Here is a 15,063-nt window from a genome sequence, read left to right as displayed (position 1 = left end):
ATGCTCAGTCGGCGGCGGCCTGCGCGGCTGGCCCGTCGAGCCGATAGACCTTGCAGACCAGGCCCGGCGGCGTGCGGTAGGTGCGAAAGCCGATGGCCTCGTAGTACGCCTGCCCGAGCGCATTGTCGGCGGCGATGCTGGCGTCGATCTGCGCCAGCCCGGCGCTGCGCGCGGCCGCACGGGTGGCCCGGAACAGCGCGCTGCCGACCCCACGGCGCGCCGCCCGCGGGTCGACATGGGTGCCGATGATGCCCCAGCCCTCGGCCACGTCGTAGGCATTGCCGGGACGCGCGATGCGCAGCGACTGGAAGCCGAGGACACGCCCGTCGGCGTCCTCGGCCAGCACGCACTGGAGACGATCGGGATGCTGCAGATAGGTCGCGCACACCGTCGCCAGATCGGTCGGCGCCTTGCGCAGACCGGCGGCGAAGATCGCAGTCTGCACGGCGACCATCGCCTCGGCATCGTCGAGCGTCGCAGGCCGGATCTGCATGGAGTGGCATCTCGGGGAACGGCACGCGAGTATGCCCGAGCGCGGCGTTCCGCCGCCAACGGCGAACCCGCTCGCTCGCGACGCTGGGGGGCGACCCGGACGCGGACTGCGTCGCACGCGCGTCGGCCTGCCAACGCACACCGCGTCACTTGAACAGTTCGACCAACCTGTCCGCGATGAGCTGATGCCCCTTTGCATTGGGATGGTTCGACTGCGCCATCAGGTCCTGCCGATTCCCCTTGTAGGCAGCGAAGGCCGCGTAGGAATCGACCAACGCGACGCCTTGCGTCTTCGCGAGCTTGCGGATCATGTCGACCTGTTCGAGCAAGGTCGACTTGGCCGCTGGCGGATCGCCCTTCAAATCGATGCTCGGCGTCATCAGCACCACGCACGCGTTCGCCGATCGTGCCTCGCGGATCATCTCCGTGAGGTTGGCGCGCGACTGCGCGACCGTCAGATTGCGGTCGTTGAGGCCGTAGTCGATCGTGATCACGTTCGGCCGATGTCCCAGGCCTTCCGCGACGAACCTGCCCAGCCCCCGACTGGAATCCTCGCCGCCCACCGCCGAGGTGATCACGTTGATGACCGCGGTCGGGTAAAGCTGCTCCAGCGCATCGGCGACACGCCGGGGATACGCTTCCTTGCTGCGCACCTCCGGAACGACGAAATAGCCGGCTGGCACGCTGTGCCCGAAGGTCACGATATTGATCGTGTGATTCTGCGGCCAGGCCAGTCTGAGTTCCTGCTTGACGGCGCCAAGGCAGGTTCCGCGACCGGCCAAGTCGGCGGCGTGTGCAAGGAACGGGGCAGCGGCCAGACAGCCAAGCAACAAAATCGTTTTCATTGCTTATTGTGATCAATAGTAACTGTCTTGGCGAGCATGTGATCGCTCCCCGGAGCGTACACGCAAGCCGAAGCCAGTCCCCGCGTGCAAGGTGCCGCCCGTACCGCCGCGACACCGCGGCAGGCAGGCGGCTGGCATGGCAGCGCGCGGGTTATCGAGCGCCCGCACCGCGCTTGCCGGCGGCACCTGGGCGCCGCGCGGCCGCACGCTTCCTGGCGGCGGGCTTGGCGCGCCCGGGCGCGGCCGGGCGTTTGCGCGATGCGGCGCGCGGCGTGGCCTTCAGCCCCAGCTTGACCAGCACCGGCTGCAGGCGCGCCTCGACCTCGGCGCTCAACGGCTGCACCTGGCCACGCAGCGCCGCGGCGCCCTCGCGCACGCTGCTCTCGGCCTCGTCGGCCAGTTGCGTGGCGAGCGCCTTGAGCGTCGCCGCGCCCTGCGCGGCATCGGCGGCGGCGGCCAGCGCGCGCTTGCGGGTCAGCGCGACCACGCCCAGCCCGGCCAGCCACAGGTGCCGCGGGTTCAGCCGGTCCGGCCGCAGCGCGGAGGGGGAACGCTTCTTGGTCGCCATCGCACGATCTCCAGAAGGGCCGGCAGTGGCCCCGATGCGCGCCATGCTGGCGCCGGCGGCTCGAGCAAACACACTATCCACGACCACCCTTGCCACGCGCCGGCGCCCGCGCCATGCTCGGCGCGGACGCCGTGGCCCGGCGCCGCACAGGGAGATTCGCATGGCAGCAAAATCGGGCGCGTGGGCGCCGTTTCCATACGACGCCAAGGCCTACGCCTACGCCGGCGATGCGCTGAAGAAAGCCTGGCCCAAGCTGCACGCCGGCGACAGGGAACCCTACCCGGATCCGGCACGCGCGCAGGCGCTGCTGGATGCCGCCGGCAAGGCCGGCAAGGGTCACGACGCAAAGACCCTCTCGGCCGCGCTGATCGAGGCCTGGCGGGCCTTCCACCACGGGCAGTTCCAGCAGGCCTACGACGCCGGCAAGGCGCTGGGCGTGTTCGGCGCCTCGGTCGCGGTCAAAGCGATCGGCATCCACGCCGGCTATCTGGTCGAGGACGAAAAAGACCAGTTGCAGCGGCTGCAGCAGGCCGCGGCGCTGGCCGAGGCGGCGATCGCCGCGCTGCCGGACGAGGCCAACAGCCACTACCGCCATGCCTTCGCGCTGGGCCGCTACAGCCAGGGATTGAGCATCGTCAAGGCGCTCAAGCAGGGCATCGCCAGCAAGGTGCGCGCGTCGCTGGAAGCGGCGCTGGAGCTGGAGCCCCAGCATGCCGAGGCGCACATGGCGCTGGCGCTGTACCACGCCGAGATCATCGGCAAGGTCGGCGCGATGATCGGCGGCCTCACCTACGGGGCCAAGGCCGCCACCGCCGAACAGCATATCCAGCAGGCGCTGAAGCTGGTGCCGGACGCGCCCATCGCCCACGTCGAACACGCCAACGTGCTGCTCTTGCTGTACAGCGACAAGCGCGAAGAAGACGCCGCCGCAGCCTTCGAGAAAGCCGCCAAGCTCACGCCGCGCGATGCGATGGAAGCGCTGGACGCGGCGTTCGCCCGCGATCAGTTGGAGTAGACGCGGACCAAGCTGAGCGTATCTCGATCCTTTCTCGTAGGAGCGGCTTCAGCCGCGACAGGTCTTCCCGTGAACGCCTGTCGCGGCTGAAGCCGCTCCTACGACGCATCGCATACCCGTGATTGGGCGCACCGCGATGCGACCGGCGTGATCGGCGGCAGGAGGCCAATCACGCCCTTCCCGCCTCCGCCACGCCCCGCCGCCGCGAAGCCGCATCGCGACCTCGCGGCGGCGGCCCGCATCAGCCTGCCGGCGGCAGCGCGTAGGCGATCACGTCGTCGCCGCGCTTGGTTTCCATGAAGTGATGGCCGGCGGCGACGATGACCAAGTACTCGCGGCCGTCGACGGCATACACCATCGGCGTGGCCTGGCCGCCGGCCGGCAGCTTGGCCTGCCACAGGGTCTTGCCGCTGGCCAGGTCGATCGCGCGGATCATGTCGTCGGTGGCCGCGGCGATGAAGATCAGGCCGCTGGCGCTGACCACGGCGCCGCCGTTGTTGGGCGTGCCGATCTCGATCGGCAAGCCGGAGTGGATGCCGAACGGGCCATTGCCGCGCGCACTGCCGAACGGACGGTCCCACAGGGTCTTGCCGCTGGCCAGGTCGATGGCGCGGATGCCGCCGTACGGCGGCTGCTTGCACAGCAGCCCGGTGAACGGCAGGCGCCAGCCGGCGTTGACATTGATCGCATACGGCGTGCCCGCCTGCGGATCGCCGGCGCCCTCGGCGCCGCCGCTGTCGCCGCGCACCTGGTCGCGCGGCGCCCAGCCCAGCTTGTCGGCCTTGGCCCGCGGCACCAGCAGGTTGTAGTTGGGCATGTCGTTGTAATTGGCGACGATCACACCCCGCCGCGGATCCACCGCCACGCTGCCCCAGTCCGAGCCGCCGTTGTAGCCGGGATATTCGATCGAATGGCGGTCGGCTTCCGGCGGCGTGTAGATGCCCTTGTAGCTGGCGCTGCGGAACTGGATGCGGCACACCAGTTGATCGATCGGGGTCATGCCCCACATGTCGCGCTCGGTCAGGTCGCGCTTGCGCAGCGAGTGGTACAGCGAGAACGGCTGGGTCTTGGCGCGGCGCTGCGGCTCCACGCCGCCACCCGGCACCGCGCGTTCCTCGACCCCGACCAGCGGCTTGCCGGTGCGCCGATCGAGCACATACAGCTCGCCCTGCTTGCTGGGCAGCAGCACCGCCGGCACGGTCGTGCCGTCGTGCGGGAAATCCAGCAACGTCGGTTGCGAACCCAGGTCGTAGTCCCACACATCGATGTGGGTGGTCTGGAAATTCCACACCGGCTTGCCGGTGGTGACGTCCAGCGCGACCAGCGAGGTCGCGTAGCGGTCTTCCTGCGGAGTGCGCGAACTGCTCCAGTAGTCGGCCGAGGAATTGCCCATCGGCAGGTAGACGTAGCCGAGCTGTTCGTCGCCGGCCGCGCTGGTCCACATGTTGGGCGTGCCGCGGGTCCAGGTCTGCCCCGGCGGCGGCGCGCCGGTCCAGTCCGGATGGGTCATGTCCCAGGCCCAGCGCAGCGCGCCGGTCACCGCGTCGAAGCCCTGGATCACGCCGGACGGCTCGTAGCGCTTCTGTCCGTCCAGCACCTGATGGCCGGTGACGACCACCCCGCGCACGATGGTCGGCGGCGAATTGATCGAGACGTAGCCCGGTGGCGTTTCGCCCATGCCGACGGTGATGTCGACCTGGCCGTGCCGGCCGAAGTCCTCGCAGGGCTTGCCGTCGGCGGCATCGACCGCGATCAGGCGCCCGTCCAGGGTGCCTTCGATGACGCGCTGGCGGCAGGCCGTCGACGCCGTTGCCTGGGCGTCCGGCACCGCGTAATAGCTGACGCCGCGGCAGGCGGCGGTGTACGGGATCGCCTTGTCCGCCACCTTGGGATCGTAGCGCCAGCGTTCGCGGCCGCTGCGCGCATCCAGCGCGATCATCTGGTTGCGTGCGCTGCACAGGTACAGGCTGTCGCCGATCTTCAGCGGCGTGGTCTCCGCGCCCCAGCGCTTGTCCGGCAGGTCGCCGGTGCGGAAGGTCCAGGCGGTACGCAACTGCGCCACATTGTCCGGAGCGATCTGCCGCAGCGGCGTGTAGCGGCTGCCGGCGTTGTCGCGGCCGTAGGCGGCCCAGTCGGCGTCGGCCGGCGCGTCGGCCGGCTGCGCGCCGGTGCGCGGGCGTGCCAGCGCCGCGGCCATGCCCGCCGCGTGCGCCAGCGTGCCGTCGGTCTCGGTCACCCCGTACGGCAGGAACGCCAACGCGAACGCGCCGACGAACACCAGCGCCAGCACCGCGGCGAGCGTGCGCGACAACGTGCGCGAGAACGGCCGGTCCAGCCGTGGCAGCAGCAGCGCCAACAGCAAGGCCAGGAATACCATCAGGCCCATGCGCGGCACCCAGCGCCAGTAATCGGTGCCCGATTCCCATGCCGCCCACAGCAGCGACAGCAGGAAGGTCGCGGCGAACCACAGCGCGCCGCTGCGCCGGCCGCGCCACAGCTGCACGCCGGAAATCGCCAGGCCGAGGCCGGCGACCAAGTAGTACCAGGAGCCGCCCAGCGCCAGCAGCCAGGCGCCGCCAATCGCCAGCACCGCGCCGATCAGCGCGCACGCACCGCCGAGCAACCGCAGCGGCCAGCCGCCACGACGCACGGTTCGTTCGAATTCGTTCATTGCCATTCCTCGCAGGACACGGCCACGCGGAACATCCGCCGTGGCAGCGGCGCATGCGCGCCGCACCGCGTTTATCCCAGGCCGCAAGTGAACATCACGCGTTTCCAGACGACACACGGTGACACGCAATCTTGCGGTCTTCGTGATGCGGCGCCGACCCGGGCATCACACGGCATGTGCCGTCGCGGGCAGCGATTGCCGGACGACATGGCGGCAGGCGATATGGCGCAACGGCAGAACGCACGACTGCCGTGCCGCCGCCGGTATGCGCGCAGCAGGTTGCCCGCATCGTCCCGATGGCACTGCGAAAACGACGACGCCGGCACGAGGCCGGCGTCGTCGTTCGCTCAGGCGCGGATCACGCCTGCGGCGGTGCCGCCTCGCCAGCGCCGTCGGCGGCGCCGTCCTCGCCCGGCAGCACGTCCTCCTCGACCAGCGAGCCATCCAGGCGTTCGACCGCCTGTAGCTTCTCGCCCTTGGACAGGCGGATCAGGGTCACGCCCTGGGTGTTGCGGCCGACGCGGGAGATTTCCGAGGCGCGGGTCCGCACCAGGGTGCCGCCGTCGGAGATCAGCAGCACTTCGTCGCGGGTGCTCAGCAGCACCGCACCGACCAGCTTGCCGTTGCGCTCGCTGGTCTGGATGCCGATCACGCCCTGGGTGCCGCGGCCCTTGCGCGGATACTCGCCCAGCGGGGTGCGCTTGCCGTAGCCGTTCTCGGTCGCGGTGAGGATGTAGGCATCGGCCTCGTCGCCGTTGCGCGCCTCGGCATCGACCTCGGTGTCCGCCGCGGCATCGACATCGTCGGCGTCCTCGTCCTGGCCCACGGCCGGCTCGGCCACGATCAGGCTGACCACGTATTCGCTCTTGGCCAGGCGGATGCCGCGCACGCCGCGGCTGCTGCGCCCGGTCGGCTTGACGCCGCCGCGGCTCTTGCGCCGCGCGCCACGGGGATCGTCGCCCTCCTCGCCCGCGGCCTCGTCGTCGGCCACGGCGCCGTCCTCGGCACCGGCCTCGTCGAGGACCGCATCATCGGCCTCGTCGTCCTTGGGCCGTTCGGAGAAGCGCACGGTCTTGCCGTTGGAGGCGAACAGCAACACGTCGCGCTCGCCATCGGTGAGCGCCACGCCGACCAGGGCATCGCCCTCGTCGAGGTTGATCGCGATCTTGCCGATCTTGCGCTGGAACGCGAACTCGCTCAGCGGGGTCTTCTTGACCATGCCGTTGCGGGTGGCGAAGAACACGTAGCGGCCCTCGGCGTACTCGCGCACCGGCAGCACCGCCTGCACGCGCTCGCCGTTCTCCAGCGGAATCCAGTTGACGATCGGGCGGCCGCGCGCGTTCGGCCCGGCCTCCGGCAACTGGTGCACGGGCAGCCAGAACACCTTGCCACTGCTGGTGAAGGTCAGCAGCGTGTCGTGGGTGTTGACCAGCCACAGCTGATCGATGAAATCCTCTTCCTTGGTCGCCGCCGCGCTGCGGCCGCGGCCGCCGCGGCGCTGCGCGCGGTAGGCGCTGACCGGCTGGCGCTTGGCGTAGCCGGCGTGCGACAGGGTCACCACCACGTCTTCCGGCGCGATCAGGTCGAGGATGTCCAGATCCTCTTCGCTGTGGCGGATCTCGGTGCGGCGTGCGTCGCCGTATTCCTCGCGGATGTTGACCAGCTCCTCGCGGATCACCTGCAGCAGCACGTCCGGGTTTTCCAGGATGCGGATCAGCCCTGCGATCGCCTCCAGCAACTGCTTGTATTCCTCGGTCAGGCGCTCCTGCTCCAGGCCGGTCAGGCGGTGCAGGCGCATTTCCAGGATCTGCGTGGCCTGCACTTCGGTCAGCTGGTAGCCGCCGCCGACCAGGCCGACGCCGCTGGGCAGGTCTTCCGGGCGCGAGGCCTCGGCGCCGGCCGCATTGAGCAGCGCGCCGACCAGGCCCGGCTGCCAGGTCTTGGCCAGCATGCGCTCGCGCGCCTCGTTCGGGTTCGCCGAGGTCTTGATCAGCTCGATCATCTCGTCGATGTTGGCGAGCGCGACGGTCAGGCCTTCGAGGATGTGCGCGCGGGCGCGCGCCTTGCGCAGTTCGAAGATGGTGCGGCGGGTGACCACTTCGCGACGGTGGCGGACGAACGCCTCCAGCATCTGCTTGAGGTTCAGCAGCTGCGGGCGGCCGTCGACCAGCGCCACCATGTTGATGCCGAACACCGACTCCATCTGGGTCTGCTGGTACAGGTTGTTCAGCACCACATCGGCGGCTTCGCCGCGCTTGACCTCGATGTAGATGCGCATGCCGTCCTTGTCGGACTCGTCGCGCAGCTCGCTGATGCCCTCGAGCTTCTTTTCCTTGACCAGCTCGGCGATCTTCTCGATCAGCCGCGCCTTGTTGACCTGGTACGGGATCTCGGTGACCACGATCGCTTCGCGGCCGTTGTCCTGGATCTCGATCTCGGCCTTGGCGCGCATGCGCACGCGGCCGCGGCCGGTGCGGTAGCCGGCGACGATGCCGGTGGTGCCGTTGATGATGCCGGCGGTCGGGAAATCCGGGCCGGGGATGTGCTCCATCAACCCGTCGACGTCGATCTGCGGGTTGTCGATCAGCGCCAGGCAGGCATTGATCGACTCGGTCAGGTTGTGCGGCGGGATGTTGGTGGCCATGCCCACCGCGATGCCGGCCGAGCCGTTGACCAGCAGGCTCGGGAAGCGCGTCGGCATCACCGACGGTTCCTGTTCCTTCTCGTCGTAGTTGGGCTGGAAATCGACGGTTTCCTTGTCGATGTCGGCCATCATCTCGTGCGCGAGCCGCGACATGCGCGCCTCGGTGTAACGCATCGCCGCCGCGGAGTCGCCGTCGACCGAGCCGAAGTTGCCCTGCCCGTCCACCATCATGTAGCGCAGCGAGAACGGCTGCGCCATGCGCACCAGGGTGTCGTACACCGACTGGTCGCCGTGCGGGTGGTACTTACCGATGACGTCGCCGACGATACGCGCCGACTTGTAGTAGGGCTTGTTGCTGTGCGCGCCCAACTCGTTCATCGCGAACAACACGCGGCGATGCACCGGCTTGAGGCCGTCGCGCGCATCCGGGAGGGCACGCCCCACGATCACGCTCATGGCGTAATCGAGGTAGCTCTTGCGCATCTCGTCTTCCAGGTTGACCTGGATGATTTCCTTGGCGGATTCTGCCATTCGGGTTCCGTAAGTCTGGTGGCGGATCGACCACGACGCCGGCCCGCGACAGGCGGGCCCGCCGCGGCCGCACGCCTAGGGCGTACGGCGGTCGATCGAACCGCCGGATTCTATCATGACGGGCGCCCGATTGCCCGGTTTTGCCGGCGCGAACAAGCACTTGCGCGCCTTCGGCAGCGCCCGCCGGGCGCCGCCGCACTACTCCGGCTCAGCCGCCGAAGGCGGCGCGCATGCGCGGCAGGTCCGGGCGTTCGATGACCCCGCGCTCGGTCACGATGGCGTCGATCAGGTCCGCCGGGGTCACGTCGAACACCGGGTTCCAGGCGGCGATGCCGTCGGCCACGGTACGCGTGCCGCCGACGCCGAACAGCTCGCCCGGATCGCGCTGCTCGATCTCGATCTGCGCGCCGTCGGCGGTGTCCATGTCCACGGTGGACGACGGCGCCACCACCATGAACCTGACGCCGTGGTGGCGTGCGGCGATCGCCAGCTGGTAGGTGCCGATCTTGTTGGCGGTGTCGCCATTGGCGCAGATGCGGTCGGCACCGACGATCACCCACTGCACCGCGCCGGTCTTCATCAGGTGCGAGGCCGCCGAATCGGCGATCAGGGTGGCGTCGATACCGTCCTGCTGCAGTTCCCACACGGTCAGCCGCGCGCCCTGCAGCCAGGGCCGGGTCTCGCCGGCGAACACCTTGGCGATGCGCTGCTGGGCGACGCCGGCGCGGATCACGCCCAGCGCGGTGCCGAAGCCGGCGGTGGCCAGCGAGCCGGTGTTGCAATGGGTCAGCACGCCGCTGCCGGGCGCGATCAGGCCGGCGCCGAGCGCGCCCATGTGCCGGTTGGCGGCCAGATCCTCTTCGGCGATCGCCTGCGCCTCGCGCTCCAGCACCGAGCGCCAGTCGCTGCCGGCCGCGCCCAGCGCGGTGCGCATGCGCGCCAGCGCCCAGGCCAGGTTGACCGCGGTCGGTCGCGCGGCATTGAGCCGCTGCAGGGCCGGCTCCAGCTTCAGCAACGCCTCGGCGCCGTTCTCGGCCTGCACTTCGCGCGCGGCCAGCACGGTGCCCCAGCCGGCGGCGATGCCAATGGCCGGCGCGCCGCGCACGGCCAGGGCGTGGATCGCCGCGGCGACCTGGTCGCTGTCGCTGCAGCGCACGTGTTCCACCGCGAACGGCAGCTTGCGCTGGTCCAGCAGTTCCAGCGCATCGCCGGTCCACAGGATCGGGCGGATATGGTCGTAGCGGGCGTAATCGATATCGGGGGCGGCGTTCATCGCGCCATTGTAAACGCCGGCGATTGCGGATTGAGGACGCCGCGCGGCGTCACAGCCGCGCCAGCGCTCAGTTGACGCTGAACTCGGCGCGGCAGCCCTTGTCGACCCAGATGCCGTCGCGGTCCCAGCCCCAGCTGTCGTTCTGCACGCAAGGCGCACCGGACAACTGCCGGCGCAGTTCGACATGGTCCAGGACACTGACGCCGCAGCGGCGCCGCGCCTTGCCCTTGGATTCGCACAGCACCGGCCGCGGGCCGGCGGGAAACCCGGACCCATCGGCGGCGCCGATCTCGAACTCGCCGCGGCAGCCGCGCGCGACCCAGATCTCGTTGCGGCGCACGCCCCAGCTGCGCTCCTCGCGGCACGGCACCGACGACAACTGCCGCATCAGCCGCACCGGCGCGCCGCGCAGCATCACCGGGCAACTCTCCAGGCGACCATCGGACTCGCAGCGCAGCACGCGGCGCATGGCGCTGCGCGGCGCCTCCACCGGATTGGGACGGAATTCGGCGCGACAACCCAGGGTGACCCACACGCCGGTGGCGTCCGAGCCCCACTCGCTGCCGCGGATGCAGTCGTTGTCGGAGAGTTGCCGCACCAGTTGCACGCCCTGGTCCGTGGACATCGGACAGTGCACCCAGGTCATGTCGCGCGACTCGCAGCGCACCACCGCCGCATCGTACGCATCGGCGTCCTGCGCTGGCGACGGCATCGGCCACACGCTTGCCGCCAACACCAGCCAACACCAGCCACCGAGCCCGTACGCCCACTTCATGCTTGGCTCTGCCCCTATGCCTAGAACCTGAACAACGAAGACCTGCTGGCGCGCGGCGTGCGCATGCCGTGCCCGATCAAACCATCATCGGTGTGGACAACGCAACAACGCGCCGCGAAAACACGTGACAGCCGGTTCAGGCATGCGCGAAATCGTAGGCGAGCACGTCGCCGATCTGCGCAGTGCCGCGCATCGCCATCAGCAGCCGGTCCACGCCGACCGCAACGCCGGCGCAGTCGGGCAAGGCCGGCAGCGCCTGCAGCAGGCGCTCGTCCAGCGGCGGCAGCACCGCGCCGCGCGCCTGGCGCAGCGCGTGGTCGCGCAGGAAACGCCGGCGCTGCTCGGCGGCATCGTTGAGCTCGTGGTAGCCGTTGGCCAGTTCGTAGCTGCCCAGGTACAGCTCGAAGCGCTCGGCCACCGGCGGGTCGCCGTCGCGCACGCGCGCCAGCGCGCACTGGCTGGCCGGCCAGTCGTGGACCACGGTGAGGCGGTCGACCGGGAACGTCGGCTGCAGGCGGTGGGTCATCAGCAGGTCCAGCCAATCGTCGCGCCCCAGACCATCGGCATCGATGCGGATCTCGCGCAACGGCTGCTGCAGCGCCTCCAGCGGCGCGGCGAACGGATCCAGGCCCACGCCCTGCAGGAACAGGTCGCGGTAGCTGAGCACCTGCAGCGTGGCGCTGCGCCCGACCAAGGCCAGCGCGGTGCGCACCAGCTCCACGGTTTCCTCGATCAATTGCCGGTGATCCCAGCCGACCCGGTACCACTCGAGCATGGTGAACTCGGGATTGTGGCGGCCGCCGGCCTCGCCGTTGCGGAACACCCGCCCCAGTTCGTAGCAATCGCCGATGCCCGCGGCGAGCAGCCGTTTCAGCGGATACTCGGGCGAGGTGCGCAGCCAGCGCAGCGCCGGACCGGCATCGACGTGGCCGCTGAAGCGGGTCTGGAAGCTGTCGATGTTCGGCTCGGTGTTGCCGGCCGCAGACAGCATCGGCGTCTCCACTTCCAGCACGCCGCGCGCGGCGAAGAAGCCGCGGATGGCGGCATTGAGCCGGGCGCGCAATTGCAGGGCGGGCAGCAGGTCCATCACGGCGCCGTGTCGAGCCGGCGGCTCAGTTGGTCGCGCGCGTCGTCGCGGTAGCCCAGGCCCAGGTACAGGCGCTTGGCAGCGGCGTTGTGGTGGTTGACCTCCATCCGCAGCACATCCACGCCGAGCGCACGGGCGCGCGCCTCGACCAGCGCCACCGCGCGCCGGCCCCAGCCGCGGCCGCGCGCGGCCGGGCCCAGGTACAGCTCGTCGAGCAGCAGATAGCGCCCGCCCAGTTCGACGCTGAAGCAGGCGGTGATCAGCGCATAACCGACCACCGCATCGTCCGGCGCCAGCCACAGCAGCGCCTCGCCCAGTGCCGGCTGCGCCAGCAGCACCTGCAGGCCGCGCGTCACCCGCTCGGCGTCGAACGCGATGCCGTCCTCGGCGTAGAACGCCTGCAGCATCGCCAGCAAGATCGGCTGGTCGGCCACGCCGGCGGTGCGCCAGCGCAACGCGTCCTGCACCGTGCCGAGCGCACTCATGCGCCCTGCTCCTGCGCCTGCAGGAACGCCAGCAGTTGCGCCTCGTCCCACACCGCCACGCCCAGTTCCTGCGCCTTGTCGAGCTTGGAGCCGGCGGCCTCGCCGGCGACCACGAACGCGGTCTTCTTCGACACGCTGCCGGCCACCTTGGCGCCCAGCGCCTCCAGGCGTGCCTTGGCCTCGTCGCGGGTCAGCGCAGTCAGCGTGCCGGTCAGCACCACGGTCTGCCCGTCCAGCGGGCCGGCGCGGCGCTGGGTCTGCGCCGGGGCGGCGTCGAGCAGGCGTCGCATCGCCGCCTCGGCCTCCAACAGCGCCTGCTTCTGCGCCGGACCGGCCAGGTATGCGGCCAGGTTGGCGGCGCCGGCCGTGGACAGGCCGGTCCCGGTCCAGCCGCTTTCGTTGGCGCGCAGCAACGCCTCCAGGGTGCCGTAGGTGGCGGCCAGGCGCTGCGCGCTCTTGCCGCCGAGCTTGTCCACCGGCAGCGTGCCGAGCAGATGCGCCAGATCCAGGCGCTCGCGCAGTTCCGCCGGCGGCGCACCCTCGTCAGAGAAACCGATCCCGGCGGCGATCAGCGCATCGACCACCGCGGCGTTGCCGGGTTGCTCGAAGAAGGTGGCGATCGAGCGCGCCACCTCGCCGCCGATATCCGGCAAGGCCTGCAGCAACACCGCCGGGGTGCTGCGTACGAATGCCAGCGAGCCCAGCCAATAGGCCAGCGCCTTGGCGGTGGTCTCGCCCAGGTGCGGAATGCCCAGCGCGAACAGGAAGCGCGGCAACGTCGTGGCGCGGCTGGCGTCGATGCCGGCGACCAGGTTCTCGGCCCACCTGGTCGCCAGCTTGCCGCCCAGGTCCACCGTCAGATGCGCGCGCAGGAAGTCGGCGCGCCGCCACGGCGTGGCCGCGTCCTCCAGCGCGGCACGGCCGGCCGCGTCCAGCGCCAGCGCGCCCTTGCTGTCCTCCAGCGCCTGCAGCAGGTCGGCGGCGGTGGCCGCGTCCAGCGCGGTCTTCATCCGCACCAGATCCTCCACGCTCAAGGCGTACAGGTCGGCCAGCGACTGCACGAAACCGAACTCGACCAGCGCATCGGCCTGGCGCTCGCCCAGGCCTTCGATGTCCATGGCGCGGCGCGAGGCGAAGTGCCGCACGGCCTCCTTGCGCTGCGCCGCGCAGGCCAGACCGCCGCTGCAGCGCCAGGCCACCGCGTCTTCTTCCTTGATCAGTTCGGAGCCACACACCGGACACGTCGCCGGCATCGCCCATGGCGCGGTGCCCGGCGGACGCCGCTCCTCGATCACCCGCACCACTTCCGGGATCACGTCGCCGGCACGACGCACGATCACGGTGTCGCCCTCGCGCACGTCCAGCCGGGCGATCTGGTCGGCGTTGTGCAACGTCGCGTTGGTGACGGTGACGCCAGCGACCTGCACCGGCTCCAGCCGCGCCACCGGCGTGACCGCACCGGTGCGGCCGATCTGCACCTCGATCGCGCGCAGCACGGTGGATTGCTCCTGCGCCGGGAACTTGTGCGCCAGCGCCCAGCGTGGCGCACGCGAGACGAAGCCCATGGCCTGTTGCTGGTCGTAGTCGTCGAGCTTGTAGACCACGCCGTCGATGTCGTACGGCAGGCTGTCGCGGGCGGCGCCGATGCGGCGGAAATAGGCGATCAGGCCGTCGAAGCCGGTGGCGGTGTCCGCCTCCGGCGCTACCGGGAAGCCGTAGTCGCGCAGCAGTTGCAGGGTCTGCGAATGGGTTTCGGGCAGCTCCAGGCCGCGCACCTCGCCCACCGAGTAGGCGAAGAACGCCAGCGGCCGGCGCCGGGTGACCGCCGGATCGAGCTGGCGCAGCGAGCCGGCGGCGCCATTGCGCGGGTTGGCCAGCAGCTTTTCGTTGCGCTCCAGCGCCTGCGCGTTCCACGCAGCGAAGGCGGCGCGCGGCATGTAGATCTCGCCGCGCACCTCCAGCACCGCTGGCGGCGGCGTGCCGAGGTTGCGCAGCTTCAGCGGCACCGAACGCACCTGGCGCAGATTGGCGGTGACGTCCTCGCCGGTGCTGCCGTCGCCGCGGGTGGCGCCCTGCACGAAGATGCCATCCTCGTAGCGCAGGCTGATCGCCAGGCCGTCGAGCTTCGGCTCCACCGAGAACACCGGCGCGGCCAGGTCGAGTTCGCGCTCGATGCGGCGCTCGAAATCGGCGACCTCGGCGAAGCGCGTACGGTCGTCGGCATCCTCGGCGACGCCCGGCGTTTCGAAGGCATTGGCCAGCGACAGCATCGGGATGGCGTGACGCACTTCCGGAAAGCCGCCGTCCGGCCGCGCGCCGACCTTGCGCGTCGGCGAGTTATCGCTGGCCAGCTCCGGGTGCGCGGCTTCCAGCGCCTCCAGCTCGCGCATCAGCGCGTCGTACTCGGCATCGGGAATCGATGCGTCGTCGAGCACGTAGTAGCGGTGGTTGGCGTCGTCGATGCGCTGGCGCAAGTCGGCGACACGCTGCTGGGGATCGGGAGTTTCGGTCATGCGCAGCGGAAAGACGGGTAACGGAGAGGGGGCGATAGTAGCTGGAAGGGGGGGATTGGGGAGTCGGCTTGACGGCCGGGATTGGGGACTGGAGAGTCGCAAGAGCCACCGCTTGGATTTCTGGTGTCGGCGGCGGTCGTACCCTCATCCGCCCCTTCGGGGCA

General features: G+C 70.3%; 11 protein-coding genes. 1 reads left to right on the top strand and 10 read right to left on the bottom strand.

All coding sequences use genetic code 11. The features are described from left to right. Positions 1-4 precede the first annotated feature (4 nt). The 3 genes from PG878_RS09580 to PG878_RS09570 all read right to left on the bottom strand — a co-directional run bounded on the left by PG878_RS09580 (position 5) and on the right by PG878_RS09570 (position 1,905). Positions 5-493, bottom strand: a complete 489-nt coding sequence (locus PG878_RS09580) for a GNAT family N-acetyltransferase (RefSeq protein WP_244672612.1) — start codon at positions 491-493, stop codon at positions 5-7. 145 nt (positions 494-638) lie between these two features. Next, positions 639-1,337, bottom strand: coding sequence for an SGNH/GDSL hydrolase family protein (locus PG878_RS09575; RefSeq protein WP_209031330.1), 699 nt, complete (start codon positions 1,335-1,337; stop codon positions 639-641). A 151-nt stretch (positions 1,338-1,488) separates the two neighbouring features. Beyond that, positions 1,489-1,905, bottom strand: coding sequence for a hypothetical protein (locus tag PG878_RS09570; protein ID WP_209031329.1), 417 nt, complete (start codon positions 1,903-1,905; stop codon positions 1,489-1,491). Between the two features lie 160 nt (positions 1,906-2,065). Here PG878_RS09570 and PG878_RS09565 point away from each other — a divergent pair, with 160 nt between their 5' ends. Continuing rightward, entirely contained in the window at positions 2,066-2,920 is an 855-nt protein-coding gene (locus PG878_RS09565) for a tetratricopeptide repeat protein (protein WP_209031328.1), read from the top strand. Positions 2,921-3,161: 241 nt separating this feature from the next. On the opposite strand, the gene PG878_RS09560 is transcribed toward PG878_RS09565, so the two are convergent. The 7 genes from PG878_RS09560 to ligA form a co-directional block, all read right to left on the bottom strand. Continuing rightward, a complete protein-coding gene (locus PG878_RS09560) occupies positions 3,162-5,591 on the bottom strand; it encodes a membrane-bound PQQ-dependent dehydrogenase, glucose/quinate/shikimate family (RefSeq protein WP_209031327.1) in 2,430 nt (809 codons plus the stop codon). Positions 5,592-5,949: 358 nt separating this feature from the next. Further along, complete coding sequence (gene gyrA / locus PG878_RS09555) at positions 5,950-8,766, bottom strand: DNA gyrase subunit A (RefSeq protein WP_209031326.1); 2,817 nt, start codon at positions 8,764-8,766, stop codon at positions 5,950-5,952. Between the two features lie 208 nt (positions 8,767-8,974). Next, complete coding sequence (mtnA, locus tag PG878_RS09550) at positions 8,975-10,039, bottom strand: S-methyl-5-thioribose-1-phosphate isomerase (RefSeq protein WP_209031325.1); 1,065 nt, start codon at positions 10,037-10,039, stop codon at positions 8,975-8,977. Between the two features lie 67 nt (positions 10,040-10,106). Next, on the bottom strand, positions 10,107-10,814 hold the full coding sequence (locus PG878_RS09545; protein WP_425611769.1) for a DUF3011 domain-containing protein: 708 nt from the start codon (positions 10,812-10,814) through the stop codon (positions 10,107-10,109). A gap of 136 nt (positions 10,815-10,950) precedes the next feature. After that, the gene (gene epmA / locus PG878_RS09540; protein WP_209031324.1) at positions 10,951-11,901 is read right to left on the bottom strand and encodes an EF-P lysine aminoacylase EpmA; all 951 of its coding nucleotides are present in this window, start codon (positions 11,899-11,901) and stop codon (positions 10,951-10,953) included. Next, on the bottom strand, positions 11,901-12,386 hold the full coding sequence (locus PG878_RS09535) for a GNAT family N-acetyltransferase (RefSeq protein ID WP_209031323.1): 486 nt from the start codon (positions 12,384-12,386) through the stop codon (positions 11,901-11,903). Before PG878_RS09535 ends, epmA begins: the two co-directional genes overlap by 1 nt. Then, positions 12,383-14,899, bottom strand: coding sequence for an NAD-dependent DNA ligase LigA (gene ligA / locus PG878_RS09530; protein WP_209031322.1), 2,517 nt, complete (start codon positions 14,897-14,899; stop codon positions 12,383-12,385). The genes PG878_RS09535 and ligA overlap by 4 nt, the downstream gene beginning before the upstream one ends. Between the last annotated feature and the right edge of the window lie 164 nt (positions 14,900-15,063).

The sequence above is a fragment of the Xanthomonas hawaiiensis genome, from assembly GCF_031834635.1.
In the GTDB taxonomy this organism is placed as follows: Bacteria; Pseudomonadota; Gammaproteobacteria; order Xanthomonadales; family Xanthomonadaceae; genus Xanthomonas_A; species Xanthomonas_A sacchari.
This window is presented reverse-complemented; position numbering and strand designations above follow the sequence as displayed.

Excerpts from the sequence above, each read along its gene's own strand:
- PG878_RS09545 (WP_425611769.1), bottom strand. The coding sequence starts at position 10,814 with ATGAAGTGGGCGTACGGGCTCGGTGGCTGGTGTTGGCTGGTGTTGGCG.
- gyrA (WP_209031326.1), bottom strand. The coding sequence starts at position 8,766 with ATGGCAGAATCCGCCAAGGAAATCATCCAGGTCAACCTGGAAGACGAG.
- PG878_RS09560 (WP_209031327.1), bottom strand. The coding sequence starts at position 5,591 with ATGAACGAATTCGAACGAACCGTGCGTCGTGGCGGCTGGCCGCTGCGG.
- PG878_RS09575 (WP_209031330.1), bottom strand. The coding sequence starts at position 1,337 with ATGAAAACGATTTTGTTGCTTGGCTGTCTGGCCGCTGCCCCGTTCCTT.
- PG878_RS09580 (WP_244672612.1), bottom strand. The coding sequence starts at position 493 with ATGCAGATCCGGCCTGCGACGCTCGACGATGCCGAGGCGATGGTCGCC.
- PG878_RS09535 (WP_209031323.1), bottom strand. The coding sequence starts at position 12,386 with ATGAGTGCGCTCGGCACGGTGCAGGACGCGTTGCGCTGGCGCACCGCC.
- PG878_RS09565 (WP_209031328.1), top strand. The coding sequence starts at position 2,066 with ATGGCAGCAAAATCGGGCGCGTGGGCGCCGTTTCCATACGACGCCAAG.
- ligA (WP_209031322.1), bottom strand. The coding sequence starts at position 14,899 with ATGACCGAAACTCCCGATCCCCAGCAGCGTGTCGCCGACTTGCGCCAG.
- epmA (WP_209031324.1), bottom strand. The coding sequence starts at position 11,901 with ATGGACCTGCTGCCCGCCCTGCAATTGCGCGCCCGGCTCAATGCCGCC.
- PG878_RS09570 (WP_209031329.1), bottom strand. The coding sequence starts at position 1,905 with ATGGCGACCAAGAAGCGTTCCCCCTCCGCGCTGCGGCCGGACCGGCTG.
- mtnA (WP_209031325.1), bottom strand. The coding sequence starts at position 10,039 with ATGAACGCCGCCCCCGATATCGATTACGCCCGCTACGACCATATCCGC.